Here is a 23,814-nt window from a genome sequence, read left to right as displayed (position 1 = left end):
GCCAGTGGCAGGAGTGGATGAGTCGATGGAGACTCCGGGGTCGCAGACGTCTCTGCACCGGGCCAACCTTGAGCGGGTCGTACGCGCGGTGCGTATGGCGGGCTCGCTCACCCAGGCGGAGATCGCCCGAAGCACGGGGCTCTCGGCAGCCACCGTCTCCAATATCGTCCGTGAGCTGAAGGAGGGCGGCACGGTCGAGGTCACCCCGACCTCCGCCGGCGGCCGCCGGGCCCGCAGTGTCTCGCTGAGCGGCTCGGCGGGCATCGTGATCGGCGTCGACTTCGGGCACACGCACCTGCGGGTCGCGGTGGGAAACCTCGCCCACCAGGTGCTCGCCGAGGAGTCCGAGCCGCTCGATGTGGACGCCTCGTCCGCCGAGGGCTTCGGCCGGGCCGAGGAGCTGGTCAACCGGCTGATCGAGGCCACCGGGATCGGAGCCGACAAGGTCGTCGGCGTCGGCCTCGGCGTACCGGGGCCGATCGACGTCGAGTCGGGCACCCTCGGCTCCACCTCGATCCTGCCGGGATGGTCCGGCATCAATCCGAGCGACGAGCTGGCGTCCAGGCTCGGAGTGCCGGTGTACGTCGACAACGACGCCAACCTGGGCGCGCTCGGCGAGCTGGTCTGGGGGAGCGGACGCGGGGTCAGGGACCTCGCGTACATCAAGGTCGCCAGCGGTGTGGGGGCCGGTCTGGTCATCGACGGGCAGATCTACCGGGGCCCCGGCGGCACGGCGGGCGAGATCGGGCACATCACGCTCGACGAGTCGGGCCCTGTCTGCCGCTGCGGCAACCGGGGGTGCCTGGAGACCTTCACGGCGGCCCGGTACGTCCTGCCGCTCCTGGAGTCCAGCCATGGCACCGGTCTGACCATCGAGCGGGTCGTCCAGCTCGCCCGCGGCGGCGATCCGGGCTGCCGCCGGGTGATCGCGGACGTCGGCCGGCACATCGGCAGCGGCGTCGCCAACCTCTGCAACCTGCTCAACCCCACCCGGGTGGTGCTCGGCGGGGACCTCGCCGAGGCCGGTGAGCTGGTGCTCGGCCCCATCAGGGAGTCCGTGGGCCGGTACGCGATCCCCAGCGCGGCACGGCAGCTCTCGGTCCTTCCGGGAGCGCTCGGGGGCCGGGCCGAGGTGCTGGGCGCGCTGGCCCTGGTCCTCAGCGAAATGGGCGATTCAAGTCTTTTGGACGCGGCGCTGCCCTCCGGTGCTCCTGTCTTCACTTAGATAACGAATGACACCGTTGCCATCTCGTTAAGGATTTACTCCTTGACGCTGGCCTGGCAGCCGAGTTGACTCCAGGCACCTCGGCCGCAAAGTCGCGGCCTCGTCAGGGAGGTTTCTGAAGTGAACACGCAGATGCGTCGTGCCGCCGTGGCCGTGGCCGTCACCGCGATGGCTGTCTCTCTCGCCGCCTGTGGCAGCGCCAAGGAGTCGGGCGGGAGCAAGGACAAGGGCTCGAACTCCGCCAAGAAGGGCGATGCCCTCAACATCGGTCTGCTCCTGCCGGAGAACCAGACCGCCCGGTACGAGAAGTTCGACAAGCCCCTGATCGAGAAGAAGGTCAAGGAGCTGACGCACGGCAAGGGCAAGATCACCTACGTCAACGCCAAGCAGCAGGCGGACACGCAGAGCCAGCAGATGGACACCATGGTGACCAACCAGGTGGACGCCATCATCGTGGACGCCGTGGACGCCAAGTCCATAGCCGCCTCGGTCAAGAAGGCGAAGGACGCCCACATCCCCGTCGTCGCCTTCGACCGCCTCGCCGAGGGCCCGATCGACTCGTACGTCTCCTTCGACAACCAGACCGTCGGGAAGACCCAGGGCACCGCGCTGCTGAAGGCGCTCGGCTCCAAGGCCAAGTCCGGCAAGATCGTCATGATGAACGGCTCCTCCACGGACCCGAACGCCGCCGACTACAAGAAGGGCGCCCACTCCGTCCTCGACGGCAAGGTGAACATCGGCAAGGAGTACGACACCAAGGAGTGGAAGCCGGAGAACGCCAACTCCAACATGGAGGGCGCGATCACCGCCATCGGCAAGAAGAACGTCATCGGCGTCCTCTCCGCCAACGACGGCATGGCGGGCGGCGTCATCACCGCCCTCAAGTCCGCCGGTGTCAGCCCGATCCCGCCGGTCACCGGACAGGACGCCGAACTCGCCGGTGTGCAGCGCATCGTGGCCGGTTCGCAGTACATGAGCGTCTACAAGCCGTACCTGCGTGAGGGCCCGGTCGCGGCCGAGATGGCCGTGGCGCTCGCCAAGGGCCAGAAGCTCGACTCGATCGTCAAGACCAAGGTCGACAGCTCCAGCGAGAAGAACATCCCCTCGGTGATCTTCCCGGTCTACTCCCTGACCAAGGCCAACATCAAGGACACCGTCATCAAGGACGGGATCTACACGGTCAGCGACATCTGCACCCCGGCCTACAAGGCCGCGTGCGACAAGATCGGCCTGAAGTAACTCCCCTGCCCCGCAAGGGAGTCAGGCATCACTGAAGCCCGTCCGGCGCCCCGCCACCCCAACCGTCCCGCTACCGGGGCGGGGCGCCGGACGGTACACCCCGCTCAAGGGGTGCCCCCAAGCCACCGCGCTCTCCGGCAGCGCGGTATCCCCGCCGGTCAGGCGGCGAAGGAGATGGTTCAAGTGTCCGCTACGCCCGTGCTGGCGTTGCGTGGGGTCTCCAAGCGATTCGGTGCCGTCCAGGCGCTCACCGATGTGGAGCTTGAGGCCTACGGCGGTGAAGTGCTCGCCCTGGTCGGCGACAACGGAGCCGGAAAGTCCACGCTGGTCAAGACGATCGCCGGTGTGCACCCCATCGATGACGGCGTCATCGAGTGGGAAGGCAAGGCAGTACAGATCAACAAGCCGCACGACGCGCAGAACCTGGGCATCGCCACCGTCTACCAGGACCTCTCGCTCTGCGACAACATCGACGTCGTCGGCAACCTCTACCTCGGCCGGGAGCTGCGCAAGGGCGGCATCCTCGACGAGGTCGAGATGGAGCGCCGCTCCCGGGAGCTGCTGACCACGCTCTCGATCCGTATCCCCAGTGTGCGGATCCCGATCGCCTCGCTCTCCGGCGGTCAGCGCCAGACGGTGGCCATCGCGCGTTCCATGCTCGGTGAGCCCCAGCTCGTCATCCTCGACGAGCCGACGGCGGCCCTCGGCGTGGAACAGACCGCACAGGTGCTCGACCTGGTCGAGCGGCTCCGTGAGCGCGGCCACGCGGTCCTGCTCATCAGCCACAACATGGCGGACGTCAAGGCGGTGGCCGACAAGGTCGCGGTCCTCAGGCTCGGCCGCAACAACGGGGTCTTCGACGTGAAGAGCACCTCGCAGGAAGAGATCATCGCGGCCATCACCGGCGCCACGGACAACGCGGTGACCCGTCGTGCGTCGCGCGGTGTGGAGGTTCAGAAGTGAGTATCGACAAGACCCCCGCCGTGGACGTCGCGCCCGACGCGGTGGACGCCCCGGCCCCGGCCGCCGACGCGGTGACCGCCGTCGACCCGCGGCTCGTGGTGCGCGAGCAGGGCTTCGCCGGCTATCTGTCCGAGTTCAAGCGCAAGATACGCGCGGGTGAGCTCGGCTCCATACCCGTGATCGTCGGCCTGATCGTCATCGCGGCGATCTTCCAGAGCGTGAACTCGCGCTTCCTCACCGCGGGCAACCTGACCGACATCTCCGTCACCATGGTCGGTACGGGCATGATCGCGGTCGGTATCGTCTTCGTCCTGCTGCTCGGCGAGATCGACCTCTCGGTCGGCTCGGTCAGCGGTGTGGCGGGCGCCGCCTTCGCGGTGCTCAACGTCACACACGGGATGAACCAGTGGCTGGCCCTGGTGCTCGCCATCCTCACCGGCACGGTCGCCGGAGCGATCCACGGCTTCTTCTTCGCCCGCATCGGCGTCCCCGCGTTCGCCGTGACCCTGGCCGGTCTGCTGTTCTGGAACGGCTTCATGCTCCAGATCCTGGGCGACAACGGAACGATCAACCTGCCGGACGACGGCCCCATCGCCAACATGACCGGCTACTACTTCTCCGACGTGGCGGTGGCCTACGGCTTCGCGCTGCTCGGCGTGGTCGTCTTCTTCCTCACCTCGTTCCTCGACTCCCGGCGCCGTGAGGCCGCGGGCGTGCCCTCCCGGCCGCTCAGCGAGATCCTGATGCGTACCGCGGTGCTCGCGGTCGTGGGCTTCGCCGTCGCCTTCATCTACAACCAGTACAAGGGACTGCCGCTCGCCGTCCTGATCTTCCTGGTGGTGCTGGTCGGCACGGACTTCCTGCTGCGCCGCACCACGTACGGCCGCAAGGTCTTCGCACTCGGCGGCAGCGTCGAGGCGTCCCGGCGCGCCGGTATCAACGTCACGCTGGTCCGGATCTCCGTCTTCGCCATCGCCGGTACGTTCGCCGCCGTCGGCGGGCTCTTCCTGGCCTCCAAGATCGCCACGGCCAACCAGGGCGCCGGCAGCGGTGACCTGCTGATGAACGCCATCGCGGCGGCCGTCATCGGCGGCACCAGCCTCTTCGGCGGACGCGGCCGCACCTGGAACGCGCTGCTCGGTGTCCTCGTGATCGTCGCGATCCAGTACGGCCTGTCGCTGCAGGGCATCGCGTCGCCCATCCAGTACATGATCACCGGTGGTGTCCTGCTCGCCACGGTCGTCATCGACGCCGTGACCCGCAAGACCCAGAAGTCCGCGGGCCGCGCCTGACCGCACCGGAGCGCACATCGGACGCCCGGCCGGGGAGACCCGCGCCGGGCTCCCGTGCGTCCCGGTACGCCGAAAGGGTGACGTACAACGCACCGCCCGATGACGAGTGCCCCGGATGGAACATTAGACTCGACAGACCCGGCAAGGCTCGATCACAGTTCGAACGCAAGGAGGCACGGGTGCCGCTTCTGACCCGCATCAGGGGACCGCGCGATCTGGACAGGCTGGGCCCGGAGCAGCTGGAACAGCTGGCCGGGGAGATCCGGACCTTCCTGGTCGACGCCGTGTCCAAGACCGGTGGCCACCTCGGCCCGAATCTGGGTGTCGTCGAGCTGACCATCGCCCTGCACCGCGTCTTCGACTCGCCGAAGGACCGGGTGCTCTTCGACACCGGTCACCAGAGCTATGTGCACAAGCTGCTCACCGGCCGCCAGGACTTCGGGATGCTGCGCACCAAGGGCGGCCTCTCCGGCTACCCCTCGCGCGCCGAGTCCGACCACGACGTCATCGAGAACTCCCACGCCTCGACGGTGCTGGGCTGGGCCGACGGCCTCGCCAAGGCCAACCAGGTGCTCAAGAAGGACGACCACGTCGTCGCCGTGATCGGTGACGGCGCGCTCACCGGCGGCATGGCCTGGGAGGCGCTGAACAACATCGCCGACGCCAAGGACCGCCCGCTCGTGATCGTCGTGAACGACAACGAGCGCTCCTACGCGCCCACCATCGGCGGTATGGCCAACCACCTCGCCACGCTCCGCACCACCGACGGCTACGAGCGCTTCCTGGCCCGCGGCAAGGACCTGCTGGGCCGCACCCCGGTCGTCGGCAAGCCGCTCTACGAGACGCTGCACGGCGCGAAGAAGGGCCTCAAGGACTTCATCGCCCCGCAGGGCATGTTCGAGGACCTCGGCCTGAAGTACGTCGGCCCGATCGACGGCCATGACATCGAGGCCCTGGAGTCCGCGCTGGAGCGCGCCAAGGGCTTCGGCGGACCCGTCATCGTGCACTGCCTCACCGAGAAGGGCCGCGGATACCAGCCCGCCGAGCAGGACGAGGCCGACCACTTCCACGGCATCGGCCCCATCCACCCGGACACCGGTCTGCCGGTCAAGGCGTCGGCGGCCAGCTGGACCTCGGTCTTCGGCGACGAGATGGTCAAGCTCGGCCGGGAGCGCGAGGACATCGTCGCCATCACCGCGGCCATGCTCCAGCCGGTCGGCCTGACCAAGTTCGCGAAGGAGTTCCCGGGCCGGGTCTACGACGTCGGGATCGCCGAACAGCACGCCGCGGTCTCCGCCGCAGGACTCGCGACGGGCGGGCTGCACCCCGTCTTCGCGGTCTACGCGACCTTCCTCAACCGGGCCTTCGACCAGCTCCTGATGGATGTGGCCCTGCACAAGTGCGGTGTCACCTTCGTACTGGACCGGGCCGGGGTCACCGGCGACGACGGCGCCTCGCACAACGGCATGTGGGACATGTCCATCCTCCAGTGCGTCCCGACGCTGCGTATCGCCGCCCCGCGCGACGCCGAGCAGGTGCGTGCCCAGCTGCGCGAGGCCGTCCGGGTCGAGGACGCGCCGACCGTGGTGCGCTACTCCAAGGGCGTCGTCGGCCCGGCCGTCCCCGCCGTCGGCAGGGTCGGCGGGATGGACGTACTGCGCGAGGCCGGCACCACCACGCCGGATGTCCTGCTCGTCTCCGTCGGCGCGCTCGCCCCGATGTGCCTGGAGGTCGCCGAACTGCTCAACAAGCAGGGCATTTCCACCACCGTGGTCGACCCGCGCTGGGTCAAGCCCGTCGACGAGGCGCTCGCCCCGCTCGCCGAGCAGCACCGGGTGGTCGTCACCGTCGAGGACAACAGCCGGGCCGGGGGCGTCGGTTCGGCGGTCGCCCAGGCGCTCCGCGACGCCGGGGTCGACGTACCGCTGCGGGACTTCGGTATCCCGCCGCGCTTCCTCGACCACGCCTCGCGCAAGCAGGTCATGGCCGAGATCGGGCTGACGGCCCCGGACATCGCACGCCAGGTCACCGGCCTCGTCGCGAAGATCGACGGCCGGTACGAGACCCCGTCGGCCACGTCCGCCGAGCCGGCACGCGACTGACCCGCACCACGCCCGCGCGCGGCCGCGCGGCACCGGACGAGCCGGTGGGCCTACCTGTACGGGTGGTCCCACCGGCTCGTTCGTGTGAAAGGTCCCCCACAAGGGGTACATCGCACTCACGCGCTCCCATCATGGCGAGGACTACCAGCGTGGAGGTACACCCGTGAGCACCAGTCTCTTCCGGACGAAATCCGTGGAGCAGTCGATCCAGGACACGGAGGAACCGGAGCACGCGCTCAAGAAATCGCTGTCCGCACTGGATCTGACGGTCTTCGGTATCGGCGTCGTCATCGGCACCGGGATCTTCGTCCTGACCGGTCTGATCGCCAAGCAGACCGCCGGCCCCTCGGTGGCCCTGGCCTTCGTGGTGGCCGGTGTGGTCTGCGCCCTCGCGGCGCTCTGCTACGCGGAGTTCGCGTCGACGGTGCCCGTCGCCGGATCCGCGTACACCTTCTCGTATGCGTCCCTCGGTGAGCTGCCGGCCTGGATCATCGGCTGGGACCTGGTACTCGAACTCGCCCTGGGCTGCGCGGTGGTGGCCGTCGGCTGGTCCGGATATGTGCGTTCACTGATGGACACAGCGGGCATCGGAATGCCGCAGGCCCTCTCGGGCACGCAGAACGGGAAGTTCGGCTTCGACCTGCTGGCCGCCCTCCTGGTCCTGGTACTGACCGGGATCCTGGTGCTCGGCATGAAGCTGTCCTCGCGCGTGACGACGGTCATCGTGGCCGTGAAGGTCACCGTCGTCCTGCTGGTGATCATTGTCGGCGCGTTCTTCATCACCGGATCGAACTACCACCCCTTCATCCCGCCCGCCGTGAAGGGCACCGCCGGCGGCAGCCTCAAGGACCCGCTCGTCCAGCTCTTCGGGTTCGCGCCCGGCTCCTTCGGTGTGATGGGTATCTTCACCGCCGCCGCGGTCGTCTTCTTCGCCTTCATCGGCTTCGACATCGTCGCCACGGCGGCCGAGGAGACCCGTAACCCGCAGCGTGACGTGCCGCGCGGCATCCTCGGCTCGCTCGCGGTCTGCACCGTGCTGTACGTGGCGGTCTCGATCGTCGTCACCGGTATGCAGAAGTACACGAAGCTCTCCACGGACGCCCCGCTCGCCGACGCGTTCAAGTCGGTCGGACACCCCTTCTGGGCGGGCGTGATCAGCTTCGGCGCCGCCGTCGGCCTGACCTCCGTCTGTATGATCCTGCTGCTCGGCCAGAGCCGGGTCTTCTTCGCCATGAGCCGTGACGGCCTGCTGCCCAAGGTCTTCTCGCGCGTCCACCCCAAGTTCGGTACGCCCTACCGCTCGACGATCCTGCTCGGTGTGATCGTGGCGGTGGTGGCCGGCTTCACCTCGATCAGCGAACTCTCCGAACTGGTCAACATCGGGACGCTGTTCGCGTTCGTCCTGGTGGCCGTCGGAGTCATCATCCTGCGCAAGCAGCGCCCGGACCTGCCGCGCTCCTTCCGGACCCCGCTCGTCCCGCTGGTCCCCGTCGTCTCTGCGCTCGCCTCGCTCTGGCTGATGCTGAACCTGCCGGCCGAGACCTGGATCAGGTTCGGTATCTGGATGGTCATCGGGGGCGTCGTGTACGTCTGGTACGGGCGCCGCCACAGCCGGATGTCCGAGCGGGCCGGGAAGTAGCGCGACCCGGTGCCCGGGCCCTGTCCTGCTCGGGCACCCACGGCTCTCACCAGCCCGAATGTTATTCTCGGCGGTACCGTTCGACCGGTTGAGGGAAAGCTGGCAGCCAGCCATGTCGTCGCGTTCCGCACAGGCCACAGGTCCGGCCACGAGCTGCTGGCTGCTGCGGGGCAAGGACGGCGCACTCAGTGCGTACGCCCCGGCCGACGGCGGTCTGCTCCGCTGGACCGAGCAGCGGCCCGGCGGCCCCGACTGGACCGGCCCGCACTTCATCGAGGTCACCGGCCTCACCCACGCCACACTGGCCCAGGGCCCCGACACCTATGTCCATCTGGTCGCCCGGCGCACCACCGCCCGGGGTGTCGAGCTGGCGCAGGCGACGCAGTACCAGACCGGCCGGCCGTTCGGCCCCTGGCACTCCCTGGGCAACCCGCACAAGGAGGAGGACCGCGCACGCGCGGTCGGGGCTCCGGCGGCCGCGGTCGCCGAGGACGGCCGTCTCCATGTCTTCGTGCGCAACGCGGGCGGCGGGTTCAGCCTGCGAAGACAGGGGAAGTCCGGCAAGTGGGAGGGGTGGAAGGACCTGAAGGGCAGCCGTCTGCCGGACGCGATGCCCGCCGCGGTCGCCGTCGGCGGCCGGGTCGAGCTGCTGGCCGCGGGGGAGCGGCAGCTGTCGCGCTGGTGCCAGGACGAGCCGGGCGGCGACCTCACCGAGGCGGAGCCGTTCGACGCGAGGGCCGCCGCCGGATCCGTCACCGGTCTGTGCACGGCGGACGGCCGTGCCACGTACTACGGCTGCGCCCCGGGCGGGGCCGGGATCAGCGCGTACCGCACGGGCGCCGGCGCCCTGTCACTGGGCGGCGCACCGGACGGCGGACCGGTCGCGGTGCTGCGTACCCCCATAGAGGGCTTCGACTGCACGGTCCTCGCCCACCGCGCCAGGAACGGCCGTCCGGCCATCGCCGCCTGCCCCACCGAGGGCGAGGCGGACGGGCTGTGGTGGACGGAGACCGGCGAGCCGTCCCTGGGCGCGCCCTCGCTCGCGGTGGACGGGGAGGGCCGGGTGGTGCTCGCCGCCATCGCCGAGGACGGCACGCTGCGGGTGGCACGCCAGAAAGCGGAACCGGGGCTCGCGCTTGCGGCCTGGACCCGGGCCTGAGCGGCAGGCCCGGAGCCGGGCCTGCCGAACCGGGCCGGGCCCGGCCCGGACTTCCCCGAGCCGGGCCATGGGCCGGTCAACCGCCGTGCGCCGGGGACTTCTTCGCCGACTCGGGGACCTGCGAGTCCGTGCGGATCGCCTTCCACAACTGCGTGGCCTGCGGCTCCGCCGCCACCACACGGTTGGGGTCGGCCTTGTCGTACGCCACCGGGAGCATGATCGTCTCCATGGTGTCCGGGTTGACGCCCTTCATGCTGCGGGCGAACTCCGCCAGCTTGGTGAGCGAGGCCAGATCCGAGTCGGTGGTCAGCGACTTGGTGGCGGAGTTGGCGATCTTGTACGTCTTGGTGGGGCTGCTCAGCATGTCCTGCTTCTGCACCTCGCTCAGGAGGTCGAGGAGGAACTGCTGCTGGAGCCCGATGCGGCCCAGGTCGCTGCCGTCCCCTATGCCGTGCCTGGTCCGTACGAACTCCAGCGACTGGGTGCCGTTCAGCTTCTGCGGCCCCGCCTTGAGGTCGAGCCCGCTGGCCCCGTCGTGGATGTCCTGCGGGACATCGACGGTCACCCCGCCTATCGCGTCCACGAGCCCCTTGAACCCGGCGAAGTCGATCTCCATGTAGTGATCGATCCGGACGTGGGACATCTGCTCCACGGTCTTCACCACACAGGCCGGACCGACCTGCGAGTACACCGAGTTGAACATGACGCGCTGCGCGCCCGGCATCGAGGAGCCGTCGGACTTGGCGCACTCCGGACGGGTCACCAGGGTGTCCCGGGGGATGCTGATCGCGGTCGCCCTGGTGCGGCCCTGGGGCACATGGATGACCAGCGCGGTGTCGGAGCGGGCGCCGCTGACATCGCCGCCGGCTATCTTCCCGTTCTCCCCGGCACGTGAGTCGGACCCCAGGACCAGCAGGTTCTGTCCGGCGGTGGGCAGCTTCTCAGGACGGTCCTTGCCGAGCGACCTGTTGATGTCGACGCCCTTGATGTTGCCGTTCAGATTGCTGTACAGCCACCATGCGGTTCCGCCCGCGGCGAGCAGCAGCACCAGGAGTACGAGCAGAACGATGCGGAGCCCGCGACGGCGCTGCCGCGGGGCCTTGCGCGAGCGGGGCGGGGTGGTGGTGGCCTGAGTCATGCCGTAGGTGTCCTCTGATCCCGTTGATCGGCGGTTGGGGCGTGGGTGACGACCGACCGCGCCTGGCATGGGGGGACTGGCGGTCGGTCGGCTGCGACAGCGCGAAAACGAAGGGGGGCGTCGTTGCCGCCGGTTTCGATTGGCACCAGAGCATATAGGCAAGTGTGTGCGTCTTGTGTGCGTCTATCGTGCTGGTGTGCGTCAGGGGGAGGGAACCGCGGACTCCACGGCGCGAAAGGAGCGACAGCGCGATGGTGGCATCAACCGGGCCCCGTGCCGAGGAGTACGGGCGTCGTGACCCGCGGGCCGTGGCGTCCCCCGCCGGGCCCCGGCAGGAGGCGGGCGCCGCCCTGCTCGTCGCGGCCACACCCGCCGACGCGGCCGTTCTGCTGGCGGGGACGGGCGGTCCCGCCGAGGTCACCGTGGTCTGTCTGGAGAGCGGCGGGCCGCAGGAACGGCAGGCGTTCGAGCGGGCCGTCTCCGATGCCGTACGGCTGGGCCGGCGGGTCCGTGGCGAGCTCCGGGTCCTCGCCCGGCGCGACGACGCGGCGCAGGAGGTGCTGGCCGAACTCCACGCCGTACGGCCGTCGCTGGTCATCACCACCGGACCCGACGCCCCGTCCGGCGCTCCCGCCGGGGACCGCGGCGCCGAGCAGCGCCGCACCACCGCCGCGAGCGCCGCTCTGCGGGCGGCCGACGCCTACCAGCGCGAGAGCGGGCAGCCGCTCCTCGTCGACTGCCGGGACCCGGCGCTGCCCGACGCGTCCGGCACCGCGCTCCGCCCTCGGTACGCACCGCCAGCCACCTGGCTGATCAGGGGCAACGACGGCCGTCTCTCCGCCTATCTGCCCACGGCGGGGGCGGTGCTGCGCTGGACCGAGGACCGCCGCGGTGGCTGGTCGGACCCCGAACGGCTGGACGCACCGGGCCTGTTGCCCGGACTGACGGTGGTGCAGGGGCCGGACGGCTATGTGCGGCTCATCGGCCTGCGGCGCACCGAGGGCTCCGGCGGCGCGGCCACCGTGGACGTCGTGTGCGCGACGCAGTACCAGACGGGGCGCCCGGCCGGGCCGTGGCACTCGCTGGGCAATCCGCACCGGGCCGAACCGGAGCGGGGCCGTCATATCGGTTTCCCGGTGGCCGCGTTCGACGACGACGGGACGCTCCATGTCTTCATCCGCAACGACGAGCACACGGTGAACACCCGGCACGAGAAGCCCAACGGCTCCTGGTCCGCCTGGCGTCATCTGCGCGGCACGAAGACCGCGGACGAACTGGTCGCCCTCCGGGTCCCGGACGGCAGGGTGGAGCTCTACGCCCGGCTGCGGGACGTCCCCGGAACGGCGCGCTGGAGCCGGACCGGCCGCGACGGAGGCTGGGCCGAGGACACCACCCCCAACGTGCACGCCGCCCCGGACACCCTGGCGCCCGCCCCGGAGAGCGGCGCCCTGCGCTACCGCTACGCGGGGACGGGCGAACTCTGCCAGTGGCAGTGGAACACCCCGGGCCCGGTGACGCTGCTCAGCACCACCGCGACGGGCCGGGTCGGCGGCGCGGCCGGTGTCGGGATCGGCGGCTGGGCCTGCACCGTGCTGGTCTCCACCGACGCGTACGGCTACTGCCTGGTCGGGTTCCACATCGACGGACGGCCGGATTCCGGTGTGTGGTGGTCCGGTACGGAGCAGTGGTGTCCGGTGCCGCCCGCCCTCGTCCGGGACGGACAGGACCGGCTGACGATCGCTACGCTGGGTCCGGGCAACCGGCTCGTCGTCACGCGCCGGATGCCCGGCGGGCAGGGACTGGACCTCGGTCCCTGGACGTAGTTCTGCTCTGACCTGGGGTTCTGGGAGGCGGGCGCTGTGCGGCCGTCCGGCGGCGGCCTGCCCGCGCGTCACGAGACAGCGCTCTGTTCGAGGCCGGTCTCCGGGTACTATCCTGACTCCAGGTAAAGCTCAGGTGAACGTTTTGGGTGGGTCTTCCGAAGGTTTGCCGTCACTGTGGTGCCGCTTCCGCGTCCGTTCGTCGCGTACGCATGCCCTGGGGGGAGATGCGGGTCAGGGTGTGCGTTCGACGATGAGAAGAGGACGAGATTGATAGCCGCACTGATCCGCCATGCCGAAATAGCCAAGGGCAAGAACGTCCTTGTGCTGTTCCTGCTGCTGGCGAGCTACCTCGGCATGCTGGTCACGGGCGTTTTCGGCCTTCTCTGGGCCTTCGCCGCGGCCCTGGCCGTCAGTTACGCGGCCGACTTCTACCTGCACCGCGTCGAGCCCGATCTGATCCGCTTCCTCGGCAAGCTCAAGTGGGGACTCAGCATCCGTGTCCTGACACGGGAACTCGGCGTACTGGTGCTGCTGCGGGACACCGCGGGGGACGACCGTGACATCTTCACGGTGGTCTTCCTCGGCTTCGCCGCCGTGCACTCCCTGCGCCTGCTGTACACCTTCCTCTGCATGTTCATCAAGCGGCGCCGCGCGCTTCCGGTACGCGTGCGCAACCTGGACCTCAGCACCCTGAACATGCCCGAGCCGCCGCCGCCGATCGCCTTCAAGTCCTACGAGCGCAAACTGCTCCACCTGGACAGCGCGGTCATCGTCGGCGCCGTCGCCTCCCGCGCCACGCACGTGGTCGGGTTCTGTGTGCTCGGCGGGGCGCTCGCGGTGACCGTCGCCGTACTCGGCATGCTGATCCTGCTGCCCACCATCAGGCAGTGCCGCCGGGTGCCCAGCCACGAGCGCACCTTCCGCATCCTGAACAAGCAGGTCGCCAAGTACCGCCCCGAGGTTGTCCTCTACTTCACCTACGCGGCCGGCGCCCGGGACTCCGCCTACCAGGTCAACATGTGGCTGGAGACGCTCTCCCGGCTCGGCAGGCGCCCGTTGATCGTGCTCCGCGAGGTCACCACGCTGCGCTTCCTCGCGTACACCTCGCTGCCGGTGGTCTGCCTCCCCAAGGCCGACGACCTCAGCCTCCTCGAACTGCCCGAGGTCCGGGTGATCCTCTACCCGGCGAACGCGGGCAAGAACGTCCATATGCTGCGGGTCGCCGAGGCCAAGCACGTCTTCATCGGGCACGGCGACAGCGACAAGCTCGCCAGCAGCAACCGCGTGAGCAAGGTCTACGACGAGATATGGACGGCCGGCCAGGGCGGCGAGGAGCGTTACCAGCGGCTGCGCGGCACCATCCCCGGCTCCGCCCTCGTCCCGGTGGGCCGCCCGCAGCTCAGCGCGGTCGAGACGGTCTCGCCCCGCCCGCCCGGCCGGATGACCACCGTGCTGTACGCGCCCACCTGGGAGGGGTGGACCGCCGACCCGTTCCACACCTCGCTCATCCTGATGGGCGAGAAGCTCATCCGGATGCTGCTCAACCAGCAGGAGCCGGTGCGGATCCTCTACAAGCCGCACCCGCTGACGGGCAAGCGCTCGGCCGATGCGACCCGGGTGCACCGGCGCATCGTGGCGCTCCTGGAGGCCGACAACGCCCGGCGCGAGCGCACCAGGGAAGGCCGCGGCTCCCGCGCGTCGCAGGCCGACGGCGAGAAGCAGCTGGCCGCTCTGGAGAACCGGATGGCCCGGCTGAAGGCATGGACGGTGGTGGGGGTCTACGGCCTCTGGCACAAGGACAGGGCCATGCTCGCCCGGCCGCCGAAGGAGACCTGGGAGGAGCTTCAGACCCAGTGGCACGAGACCTTCTGGGCGGCGGGCGGCAGTGAGCGCCACCAGGTGGTCACCGGACAGCTGCCCTCGCTCTACAGCTGCTACAACGAGGCGGACATGCTGATCAGCGACATCTCCAGCGTCGTCTCCGACTTCGTGGCGAGCGAGAAGCCGTACGCCGTCTCCAACCCGTCCGACTCGGACCCCGAGCTCTTCAAGCAGCTGAACCCGGCGGCGTCCGCCGCGTACATACTCGGCCCGTCCTGCGAGGAGCTGGCCGTCTGTGTGGAGGCCGCGCGCTCCGGCGGCCGGGACCGGCTGGCCGGGCACCGGGAGCACCTCAAGCGCTATCTGCTCGGCGACGGGGACTCCATGGTCCGCTTCAACGACGCGGTGAACCGGCTGTTCGCGAAGGGCATCGGGGAATTCCCCGCCGGGGACACCGCCGAACCGATCCTCGCCAACCCGTTCACCCGGGGGACCGGCGCGGTGCCCCAGCAGCCGGTGGACTCCACGGTCCCCATCCCGCAGATCGGCTGGATCGGGCAGCAGCTCGGACCGCAGGAATCGATGGAACAGTACTTCTGACCCGTGGGTTTCCGACCTGTGAGCGATGACACGATCTGATGGAGGGTACGGCGATGTACGGGCAGGAGATGCCCCGCAGGCGGATGTTCGTCACGGGCGATTCCACGGTGGTGACGCGCTCCGTCGACTACCTTCCGATGGCCGGCTGGGGGCAGACGCTCCCGCTGTTCCTCACCCCGGCCGCGGTGGAAGTGGTCAACTGCGCACGGGCGAAGGCGAGTTCCAAGAGCTTCTACGACCGGGGCCGCTTCCAGTGGATCCTCGGACAGGCCGCCCCGGGCGACTATGTACTCATCAGCTTCGGCCAGGTCGACTGGGAGCCGGAGGCGGGCCTGCACACCGAGCCCTTCGAGGCGTACCAGCAGTACCTGCGGCAGATGGTGCACCTCACCAGGGAGGCGCAGGCCCACCCCGTGCTCGTCCTCACCCACGAGCGCCGCAAGTTCGACGCGTACGGCAACCTCCGGCGCTTCCTGCGGACCTATCCGATGGCCATGCGGGAGGTCGCACAGGAGCTGTCCGCCCCGCTCGTCGATCTCTACGCGCAGAGTCTGGCCTGGTGGGAGGAGATCGGCGGGGAGGCGGCGAGAGAGGTCTTCGCCCATCTGCGGCCGCACGAGAACCCCCGCGCCAATCTCAAGGGCGCGGACGACACCCATCTGCGCCCCGAGGCCGCGGTGGAGTGCGCGCGCTTCATCGCCCGTGCCCTGCGGGACCAGGGACTCGTCCCCCCGTCCTGGGTGCACAGCCTCGACCGGTCCGACTTCACCACCGACGAGATGGGCTGGCTGGACACCGCGACATTCAACCGGCTGACCAAGGAACGAGTGGCGCAGGTGCCCGCCGAGGCACGGATCGGAGCGGGACGGTGACCTTCCTCCTCGGCGTGGTCCGCATCCAGGAACCGGGCTTCCCCGACAGCGCGACACAGGCGGCCGTGCACTGCGAGGCGCACCCGCTGACCTCCGTCGCACCCGGACAGACCGTCCGGATCGCCCTGACGGTCCAGGCGGGACCGGGTGTCGCACACGCCTACGGCTATCTCGCCGAGGACTCCTTCGCCGGGGCCGCCGACGTGGTGGCGGCCCACGGCGCCGAGTACTCCTCGCTGCTGCGCCACTACCGGGTCCGCGCCGACGGCGGCGGAACCGGGACAGCCGTCCTGACCCTGCAGATCCGCCAGGGCACCGCCGAACACGCGCTGCGCCCCGCGGTCGCCGCCGCCATCCCCGGCCGGGACCCCCGCAAGGTGCTGCGCACCGAACCACTGGCCGACCAGGGAGTACGGATCAGGGGCTTCTCCGCCCCGGGCCGCGCCCTGAACGTCGCCGGGCCCGGGTACGAGCCCGCGCTGGTCGACGTACGGGACGGACTTCCGCAGGGCACGGTCGTGGTCGGCCACACCCAGCCGCGCTCCGGCCATGTGACCGTCACCCAGGAGGGCCTGCTGGCCTTCCAGGCGGCCCCCGGGGCGGCGGGCTACGACCACTTCCAGTACGCCGTGCAGGCGCCGTCGGGGGAGCGGGCCGAGGGCCGGGTGGTCATCCACATCGGTGATCTCTCCGAGACCCCGGGGCTGTTGACCCCGCCCGCCCTCAACGGGGCGGGCACCACCGCGCACGCGCCCTGGAACCAGCCGAAGATCCACGGCTCGCTGCCCTGGCCCCACGAGGGCGCACCGCTCCCCGGCTGACCCGCGGACCGCCCGCACCGCCCCCGTACGCAATGAAGTCTGGTGATCAGCGTCGTGAACCCCGTCTCTCTCCACCCCAAGGAACAGCCCGACGTCAGCGTGGTCGTCGACGTGGCCGATGCCGCGGGCCAGATCGGCGGCTGTCTGGAATCGCTGCTGGCCCAGGGCGACGACGGATTCCTGGTGGAGGTACTGGTCCTCGACCGCGGCTCCCGGGACGGCACCCGCGAGGTGCTCCAGCAGTGGGCGGCCCGCCACCCGGCGCTGAAGTGCTCGTCCGCGCCCACCCCTTCGGACACCCCGGCCCAGGCACGCAACGCGGGCATCGAGCAGTCGGCCGGACGCCATCTCCTCTTCCTCAGCGGTACCGACCGGCTGGCCCCCGGCGCGCTCAGGAGCATGGTGCGGGCGGCCGACGAGAACGACGCCGATGTCGTCCTGGGCAAGGTGGCGGGCCTGGACGGCCAGAAGGTCGGCACATCCATGTTCACCCGGAGCGCGGCCGACGCCGACCTCGCCACCTCGCGGGTCTACTGGTCGCTGAGCGCCGACAAGCTCTTCCGCCGCTCGCTGGTCGACCGGTGCGGGCTGCGCTTCCCCGAGGACTGGTCACTCGGCGACGACCAGGCGTTCACCGCGCTCGCCTATCTGTACGCGGACCGGATCTCCGTCGTCGCCGACCAGGTCTGTGTCGAGCAGGCCCGCCGGGTCCCCGGCGTGAACACCTCCCGGTTCAGCGGCTCACTCGCCGACCGGATGGCGCTCACCCGCCGGATGGTCGCCCTCGTCACCGAGCGGGTCCAGCCGGGCCCGCTCCGGGACCAGCTGCTCGCCCGCCACTTCGAGCTGGAACTCGGCAAGGCCACCGGCGCCACCTATCTGGCCTGCGAGGACCAGGAGTTGCGCCGGTCCGCGCTCAGCGAGTGCCGCGGACTGCTCGACCTCCACGCGGGCCCCGACGTCTTCCGCAGACTGCCCCGGCCGCTCTCGGTGCGCCTGGAGCTGATCCGCCGGGGCCTGTTCGCGGAGGCCGAGCGGATGATCGCGTTCGAGCAGGGCAAGGAGAAGGCCGCGCTGTTCGTCGAGCACGGGCGGGCCTACCGCCGGTACCCCTTCTTCCGGGATCCCGAAGCCGGCCTGCCCGACGCGTACTTCGAGATCACCCAGACCCTGCGGGCCAAACACCGGCTGACCGGACTGAGCTGGTCGGGCACCGTGCTCAAGGTGCAGGGCCACTGCTACATCGAGCAGTTGTCCACCCGCGACCCGGCCGTCCGCGTGGTGCTGCGCGAGCGCGCGAGCGGCGCCGAGTACCGCTTCCGCGTCTACACCACACCCACCCCCAAGCTCGACGCTGCGACCCGCGCCGACCGGGCACAGGCCGGGTTCGAGGCACGGCTCGACCTGTCGGCCGCCGACGGCTACCAGCCCGTCGCACCCGGCCTGTGGGACCTGTTCCTCCACGTCTCCTACCAGGGCGTCGGCAAGGAGGTACGGCTCGGCGGGGTCCGCGCGGACACGGTCACCGACCGCACCAGGCAGGGGGTCGTGGTCGGCGGGGCCGACGCCTCGGGCCTGGAGACGGTCTGCCACCTCTACGCGACGAAGGCCGGCAACCTCACCGCCGAGGTCTCCGCGAGGCGCCCGCTCCCGCAGTGACGGCCCCGCCGTACCGGCTGCCCCGGTGACGGTGCCGTACGGTCCTCACACCCGGCCGCACGTGTGGATCGCCAGCATCCTGGCCCGCGAGCCGCCGGTCGCGAAGCCCACACAGAGCTCAGGGCCGCCTTCCCGCCGCCTGACGGCGAGCCCTTCCGGCTCCCGGTAGGCGAGACCGGCCCCGGCGGTGATCCGGCGCGGGGCCGGGGGCCGGCCGCCGCGCAGATCGACCGCGGTGACCCGGGTATTGCCGCCGGAGATCTGCGGGTTGGCGCCGGATGACGGTGTGTACGCGTTGCCCGCGAGCTGGTACACCCGGTCACCGTAGAGCACGCAGCCCTGGAAGGTCTCGGCCGTGCTCCGTCCCCGCTGGGGCGCGGTGTGCAGCGGTTCGTAGCGGCCCGCGAGGAAGGCGTCCATGCCGTACACCGCGTACCACTGCTGCCGCACGCCGCCCGCCGCCACCGTCCAGTAGCTCACCATCACCCGGCGCGTGGCGTTGTCGACGCTGGGCTGGTTGGCCAGGGAGCCGGGGACCGGACGGTGGTGCCGCAGACCGGGGTGGCCGCTGTCGAGGACCGCGGCGTGCCGGAAGGCGAACCGGCTGATGGCGAGGCCGTACCCGGTATCGGGATGGGCCTGCGACTCCGTCCAGAGGAAGACGCCGGATGCGGACGGCTCGACGCCGAGCGAGACACCGTGGCCGAAGCCGCGCAGGAACATATGGCCGAGGGTCCGCCCGCCAGCGGAGAGCCGCGTCACACAGAGGTCGCCGCGCCTGTTCCGCTCCGCGCTCGTCAGCCGGCGCGGCTCACCGGGCAGCCGCACCCCGCCCTGGACCAGCTGGACGGCGTAGATGTCGCCCCTGCTGTCGTCGAAGGCGAACGACTGGGGGACCGTGGTCTGGTGGAGCGCGGTGGGGGCCAGGATCTGCGAGCGGCCGGCCGGCTCGGAGGCGCCGTCCCGGCCGTCCGTCCGCTGCTCCGTGAACCACAGGCCGCCGGCCACACCGCCGGCCGCTGCCGCCGCCGATACGCCCGCCCACAGCGCGGTCCTGCGCGAGTACTTCCGGTGTCTTTCCACGAACCGTTCCGCTCCCCGGCATCCGCCGTCCGGCAGACAGCCGGCCTGTCACTCCCACGAACCCGGGGAAAAGACCATTTTGTCATACCACCACGGCCGGACCTCAACGGCGTGTGCCCGCCCCGGAATCACCGGGACGGGCACACACACGCAGACACCAGGGCTCCCGGCGCGCGGGCTCCCGGGTCAGGCCGGAACGCTCGCCACGCCCTTCGCCAGGAACGGCTTGCCGTTCACCCGCTGCGACACACCCTCACGGTCCAGGTACGGCGTGATGCCGCCCAGGTGGAAGGGCCAGCCGGCGCCGGTGATCAGGCAGAGGTCGATGTCCTGCGCCTCGGCGACGACACCCTCCTCCAGCATCAGACCGATCTCCTGCGCCACCGCGTCCAGCACCCGGTCCCGGGTCTGCTCCTCGGAGAGCACCGAAGTGCCCTGCTTGAGGAGTGCGACGACCTCCGGGTCCAGCTCGGGCTTGCCCGACTCGTGGACGTAGAAGCCGCGCTTGCCCGCCTTGACGACGGCGGCCAGGTTCTCCGAGACGGTGAAGCGCTCGGGGAAGGCGCGGTGCAGGGTCTCCGAGACATGCAGACCGATGGCCGGGCCGACCAGCTCCAGCAGCACCAGCGGGGACATCGGCAGACCGAGCGGCTCCACGGCCTTCTCGGCCACCTCGACCGGGGTGCCCTCGTCGATGACGTTCTGGATCTCGCCCATGAAGCGGGTGAGGATGCGGTTGACGACGAACGCCGGGGCGTCCTTCACCAGCACCGCGGTCTTCTTCAGCTTCCGCGCCACACCGAACGCCGTGGCCAGCGAGGCGTCGTCGGTCTGCTCACCGCGCACGATCTCCAGCAGCGGCAGGATCGCGACCGGGTTGAAGAAGTGGAAGCCGACGACCCGCTCGGGGTGCTTCAGCTTCGACGCCATCTCCGAGACCGAGAGCGAGGAGGTGTTGGTGGCCAGGATCGCGTGCGCCGGGGCGACCGCCTCGACCTCGGCGAACACCTGCTGCTTGACGCCGATCTCCTCGAAGACCGCCTCGATGACGAAGTCGGCGTCCGCGAAGCCCTCGGCCTTGTCGAGCACACCGCTCACCAGGGCCTTGAGACGGTTGGCCTTGTCCTGGTTGATACGGGACTTCAGCAGCAGCTTGTCGATCTCGGCGTGCACATAGCCCACGCCCTTGTCGACGCGCTCCTGGTCGATGTCGGTGAGCACCACCGGCACTTCGAGGCGGCGCAGGAAGAGCAGCGCCAGCTGCGAGGCCATCAGACCGGCGCCGACGACACCGACCTTGGTGACCGGGCGGGCCAGGTTCTTGTCCGGGGCGCCGGCCGGGCGCTTGGCACGCTTCTGGACCAGGTTGAACGCGTAGATACCGCTGCGCAGTTCACCGCCCATGATCAGGTCGGCGAGGGCCACGTTCTCCGAGTCGAAGCCCTGCTCCAGGTCACCGTCCTTGGCGGCGGCGATGATGTCCAGCGCCCGGTAGGCGGCCGGGGCCGCGCCGTGCACCTTGGAGTCCGCGATGGCCCGGCCGCGTGCGACCGCGGCGTCCCAGGCTTCGCCGCGGTCGATCTCCGGGCGTACGACCTCGATCTCACCGCGCAGGACCGCCGAGGTCCAGATCAGCGACTGCTCCAGGAAGTCGGCGCCCTCGAAGATCGCGTCGGCGATCCCCAGCTCGTGGACCTGCGCGCCCTTCAACTGCCGGTTCTGGTTCAGCGAGTTCTCGATGATGACCGAGACCGCGCGGTCCGCGCCGATCAGGTTGGGGAGCAGCGCGCAGCCGCCCCAGCCGGGCACCAGGCCGAGGAAGACCTCGGGCAGCGAGAAGGCGGGCAGCGACTTGGTCACCGTGCGGTAGGCGCAGTGCAGTCCGACCTCCACGCCACCGCCCATCGCCGCGCCGTTGTAGTACGCGAAGGTGGGAACGGCCAGTGTGGAGAGCCGCTTGAAGACGTCGTGGCCGCCCTTGCCGATGGCGAGCGCGTCCGAGTGGGTCTTCAGCAGCTCGACGCCCTTGAGGTCGGCGCCGACCGCGAAGATGAACGGCTTGCCGGTGATGCCGACACCGGTGATCGTGCCCTCGGCCGCCTCCTTCTCGACCTGGTCGATGGCGGCGTCGAGGTTGGCCAGCGACTGCGGGCCGAAGGTGGTCGGCTTGGTGTGGTCCAGGCCGTTGTCGAGCGTGATCAGCGCGAACCTGCCCGCGCCGCCCGGCAGATCGAGGTGGCGCACCTGTGCCTGGGTGACGACCTCGTCGGGGAACAGCTCGGCCGCGCCCTTCAGGAGATCGGAGGTGGTGGTGCTCACTTGGTGCCTCCGGCTGTGGTGTCGAAGTGGGGGTTCTCCCAGATGACCGATGCGCCCATGCCGAAGCCGACGCACATGGTGGTCAGTCCGTAGCGGACCTGCGGGTGCTCCTCGAACTGCCGCGCCAGCTGCGTCATCAGACGCACTCCGGAGGAGGCGAGGGGGTGGCCGAAGGCGATGGCGCCGCCGTACTGGTTGACGCGCGCGTCGTCGTCGGCGATGCCGTAGTGCTCCAGGAACGCGAGCACCTGCACGGCAAAGGCCTCATTGATCTCGAAGAGACCGATGTCGTCGATGGAGAGACCCGCCTTGGCGAGGGCCTTCTCGGTCGACGGGATCGGGCCGTACCCCATGACCTCGGGCTCTACACCCGCGTACGCGTACGACACCAGGCGCATCCTGACCGGCAGCCCGAGCTCGCGCGCGGTCTCCTCGGACGCGATCAGCGAGGCGGTGGCACCGTCGTTGAGCCCTGCGGCGTTGCCCGCGGTGACCCGGCCGTGCGCCCGGAACGGCGTCTTGAGCCCGGCGAGCGACTCCAGGCTGGTGCCGGGTCGCATCGGCTCGTCGGCGGTGGCGAGGCCCCAGCCGGTCTCGCCGGCCTCGGCGTTGGTGTTGCGGACCGATACCGGCACCAGGTCCTGCTGGATCTTGCCGTTGGCGTACGCCTTGGCGGCCTTCTCCTGCGAACGCACCGCGTACTCGTCGGCGCGCTGCTTGGTGATCGTGGGGTAGCGGTCGTGCAGGTTCTCCGCCGTCATCCCCATGAAGAGGGCGGACTCGTCGACCAGCTTCTCGGAGACGAACCGGGGGTTCGGGTCGACGCCCTCGCCCATCGGGTGGCGTCCCATGTGCTCGACACCGCCCGCGAGGACGATGTCGTACGCGCCGAAGGCGATCGAGCCGGCGGTCGCCGTCACGGCCGTCATCGCGCCCGCGCACATACGGTCGACGGAGAAGCCGGGCACCGACTGCGGCAGCCCGGCCAGGATGCCCGCGGTGCGCCCGAGGGTCAGGCCCTGGTCGCCGATCTGTGTGGTCGCCGCGATGGCCACCTCGTCGATCTTGGCGGGGTCGAGATCCGGGTTGCGGCGCAGCAGCTCCCGGATCGCCTTCACGACGAGATCGTCGGCGCGGGTCTCGTGGTAGATGCCCTTCGGGCCCGCCTTGCCGAACGGGGTGCGGACGCCGTCGACGAAGACGACGTCCCGGATGGTACGAGGCACGAGAGCTCTCCTCCAGGGTGCGGGATGGCACTGCTGCTGCGGGCACGCCGGGGCGCGCTGCGCAAGGCCATGCTACCCACGGGTAACCATGCTGCCCAGTCCTTGGCCCGGGAGCGTCGAAGGTCACACACCGGTGGGCCCGGACGTGGAGCGGCGGTATCGGCGCGGGCGGGGCCGTTCGTCACCCCCGCGGCCCGGGACCGCTTCCGCCGCGTGCGGTCAGCGGGGCGCGGCGCCCCCGTCGAGAACCCCTGCCATGAGCCGGCGCGCGTAAGCCGCGTCGAGGCCGTCCGGGCGGAAGAGGATGCGGTACATCAGCGGGGCGACGACGCGGTCGATGACCGTCTCGACATCGGGTGCGTCTTCGTCCCGGTCGGCCGCGCGGCTGAGGATGATGCCGATCTGCTCGGCCGCGTAGGCCGAGCACTGGCCGGAGTTGCTGCCGTCCGGATCGCCGAGCAGCGCGTCGCGGATGTAGGCGCGACCCGCGGGGGAGGCCATCTCGTCGCGGAACTGCTCGGCCCAGACCGTCAGATCGGACGCCAGGTCACCGTGCTCCCCCGGAGCGGTGTCGGGGCGCAGACGTTCCACCGCGACGTCCGAGAGGAGTTCCTGGAGGTCGCCCCAGCGGCGGTAGATCGTCGATGGGGTGACTCCCGCACGCTGGGCGACCAGCGGCACCGTCAGGGCGTCCCTGCCCTTCTCGGACTCCAGTTCACGTACCGCGGCGTGCACCGATGCCTGGACCCGGGCGCTGCGCCCGCCGGGACGCACCATCTGTCTGCGGCTCATGGCGCCACCTTAAAGCAAACCGATTGCGTCTGGAGCGGTGC

Annotated in this window: 17 protein-coding genes; 12 read left to right on the top strand and 5 right to left on the bottom strand. The window is 70.3% G+C overall.

Features of this window, described 5'->3' with window-relative positions:
- Positions 1–25: 25 nt before the first annotated feature.
- From ACWGKJ_RS15375 to ACWGKJ_RS15345, 7 genes are all read left to right on the top strand, one after another.
- The gene (locus ACWGKJ_RS15375) at positions 26–1,225 is read left to right on the top strand and encodes an ROK family transcriptional regulator (protein ID WP_385023885.1); all 1,200 of its coding nucleotides are present in this window, start codon (positions 26–28) and stop codon (positions 1,223–1,225) included.
- 132 nt (positions 1,226–1,357) lie between these two features.
- Positions 1,358–2,464, top strand: coding sequence for an ABC transporter substrate-binding protein (locus ACWGKJ_RS15370; RefSeq protein WP_385023909.1), 1,107 nt, complete (start codon positions 1,358–1,360; stop codon positions 2,462–2,464).
- Between the two features lie 174 nt (positions 2,465–2,638).
- On the top strand, positions 2,639–3,427 hold the full coding sequence (locus ACWGKJ_RS15365) for an ATP-binding cassette domain-containing protein (protein ID WP_385023883.1): 789 nt from the start codon (positions 2,639–2,641) through the stop codon (positions 3,425–3,427).
- A complete protein-coding gene (locus ACWGKJ_RS15360) occupies positions 3,424–4,719 on the top strand; it encodes a sugar ABC transporter permease (RefSeq protein ID WP_385023881.1) in 1,296 nt (431 codons plus the stop codon). The genes ACWGKJ_RS15365 and ACWGKJ_RS15360 overlap by 4 nt, the downstream gene beginning before the upstream one ends.
- Before the next feature lie 179 nt (positions 4,720–4,898).
- Positions 4,899–6,821 carry a 1-deoxy-D-xylulose-5-phosphate synthase gene (dxs, locus tag ACWGKJ_RS15355; RefSeq protein WP_385023879.1) on the top strand — a complete coding sequence of 641 codons (1,923 nt, stop codon included), beginning with the start codon at positions 4,899–4,901 and terminating at the stop codon, positions 6,819–6,821.
- 163 nt (positions 6,822–6,984) lie between these two features.
- Entirely contained in the window at positions 6,985–8,460 is a 1,476-nt protein-coding gene (locus ACWGKJ_RS15350) for an amino acid permease (protein ID WP_385023877.1), read from the top strand.
- Between the two features lie 112 nt (positions 8,461–8,572).
- A complete protein-coding gene (locus ACWGKJ_RS15345; RefSeq protein WP_385023876.1) occupies positions 8,573–9,619 on the top strand; it encodes a hypothetical protein in 1,047 nt (348 codons plus the stop codon).
- A gap of 76 nt (positions 9,620–9,695) precedes the next feature.
- Here ACWGKJ_RS15345 and ACWGKJ_RS15340 read toward each other — a convergent pair whose 3' ends face one another.
- Positions 9,696–10,757 (bottom strand): LCP family protein, encoded by a 1,062-nt coding sequence (locus ACWGKJ_RS15340; protein ID WP_385023874.1) that lies wholly within the window; start codon positions 10,755–10,757, stop codon positions 9,696–9,698.
- Positions 10,758–11,008: 251 nt separating this feature from the next.
- Between ACWGKJ_RS15340 and ACWGKJ_RS15335 the strand changes: the two genes are divergently transcribed.
- The 5 genes from ACWGKJ_RS15335 (at position 11,009) to ACWGKJ_RS15315 (ending at position 18,353) form a co-directional block, all read left to right on the top strand.
- Positions 11,009–12,580 carry a hypothetical protein gene (locus ACWGKJ_RS15335; protein ID WP_385023872.1) on the top strand — a complete coding sequence of 524 codons (1,572 nt, stop codon included), beginning with the start codon at positions 11,009–11,011 and terminating at the stop codon, positions 12,578–12,580.
- A gap of 267 nt (positions 12,581–12,847) precedes the next feature.
- The gene (locus ACWGKJ_RS15330) at positions 12,848–15,001 is read left to right on the top strand and encodes a hypothetical protein (protein WP_385023870.1); all 2,154 of its coding nucleotides are present in this window, start codon (positions 12,848–12,850) and stop codon (positions 14,999–15,001) included.
- A 53-nt stretch (positions 15,002–15,054) separates the two neighbouring features.
- Positions 15,055–15,873 (top strand): rhamnogalacturonan acetylesterase, encoded by an 819-nt coding sequence (locus ACWGKJ_RS15325; protein ID WP_385023868.1) that lies wholly within the window; start codon positions 15,055–15,057, stop codon positions 15,871–15,873.
- On the top strand, positions 15,870–16,694 hold the full coding sequence (locus ACWGKJ_RS15320) for an Ig-like domain-containing protein (RefSeq protein ID WP_385023866.1): 825 nt from the start codon (positions 15,870–15,872) through the stop codon (positions 16,692–16,694). Before ACWGKJ_RS15325 ends, ACWGKJ_RS15320 begins: the two co-directional genes overlap by 4 nt.
- Positions 16,695–16,748: 54 nt before the next feature.
- Positions 16,749–18,353 (top strand): glycosyltransferase family 2 protein, encoded by a 1,605-nt coding sequence (locus tag ACWGKJ_RS15315; RefSeq protein WP_453315746.1) that lies wholly within the window; start codon positions 16,749–16,751, stop codon positions 18,351–18,353.
- A gap of 45 nt (positions 18,354–18,398) precedes the next feature.
- Here the strand turns inward: ACWGKJ_RS15315 and ACWGKJ_RS15310 are convergent, their stop codons facing one another.
- The 4 genes from ACWGKJ_RS15310 to ACWGKJ_RS15295 form a co-directional block, all read right to left on the bottom strand.
- Entirely contained in the window at positions 18,399–19,436 is a 1,038-nt protein-coding gene (locus tag ACWGKJ_RS15310; protein ID WP_385023862.1) for a phage baseplate protein, read from the bottom strand.
- 186 nt (positions 19,437–19,622) lie between these two features.
- Positions 19,623–21,755 (bottom strand): 3-hydroxyacyl-CoA dehydrogenase NAD-binding domain-containing protein, encoded by a 2,133-nt coding sequence (locus tag ACWGKJ_RS15305; protein ID WP_385023860.1) that lies wholly within the window; start codon positions 21,753–21,755, stop codon positions 19,623–19,625.
- On the bottom strand, positions 21,752–22,981 hold the full coding sequence (locus ACWGKJ_RS15300) for a thiolase family protein (protein ID WP_385023858.1): 1,230 nt from the start codon (positions 22,979–22,981) through the stop codon (positions 21,752–21,754). Before ACWGKJ_RS15300 ends, ACWGKJ_RS15305 begins: the two co-directional genes overlap by 4 nt.
- 219 nt (positions 22,982–23,200) lie before the next feature.
- Positions 23,201–23,773 carry a TetR/AcrR family transcriptional regulator gene (locus ACWGKJ_RS15295; protein WP_385023856.1) on the bottom strand — a complete coding sequence of 191 codons (573 nt, stop codon included), beginning with the start codon at positions 23,771–23,773 and terminating at the stop codon, positions 23,201–23,203.
- Positions 23,774–23,814: the final 41 nt, after the last annotated feature.

The organism is Streptomyces sp. NPDC054757 (genome assembly GCF_053612185.1).
Note: the sequence above shows the minus strand (reverse complement) of the source record. Positions and strands in the feature narration are given on the sequence as shown.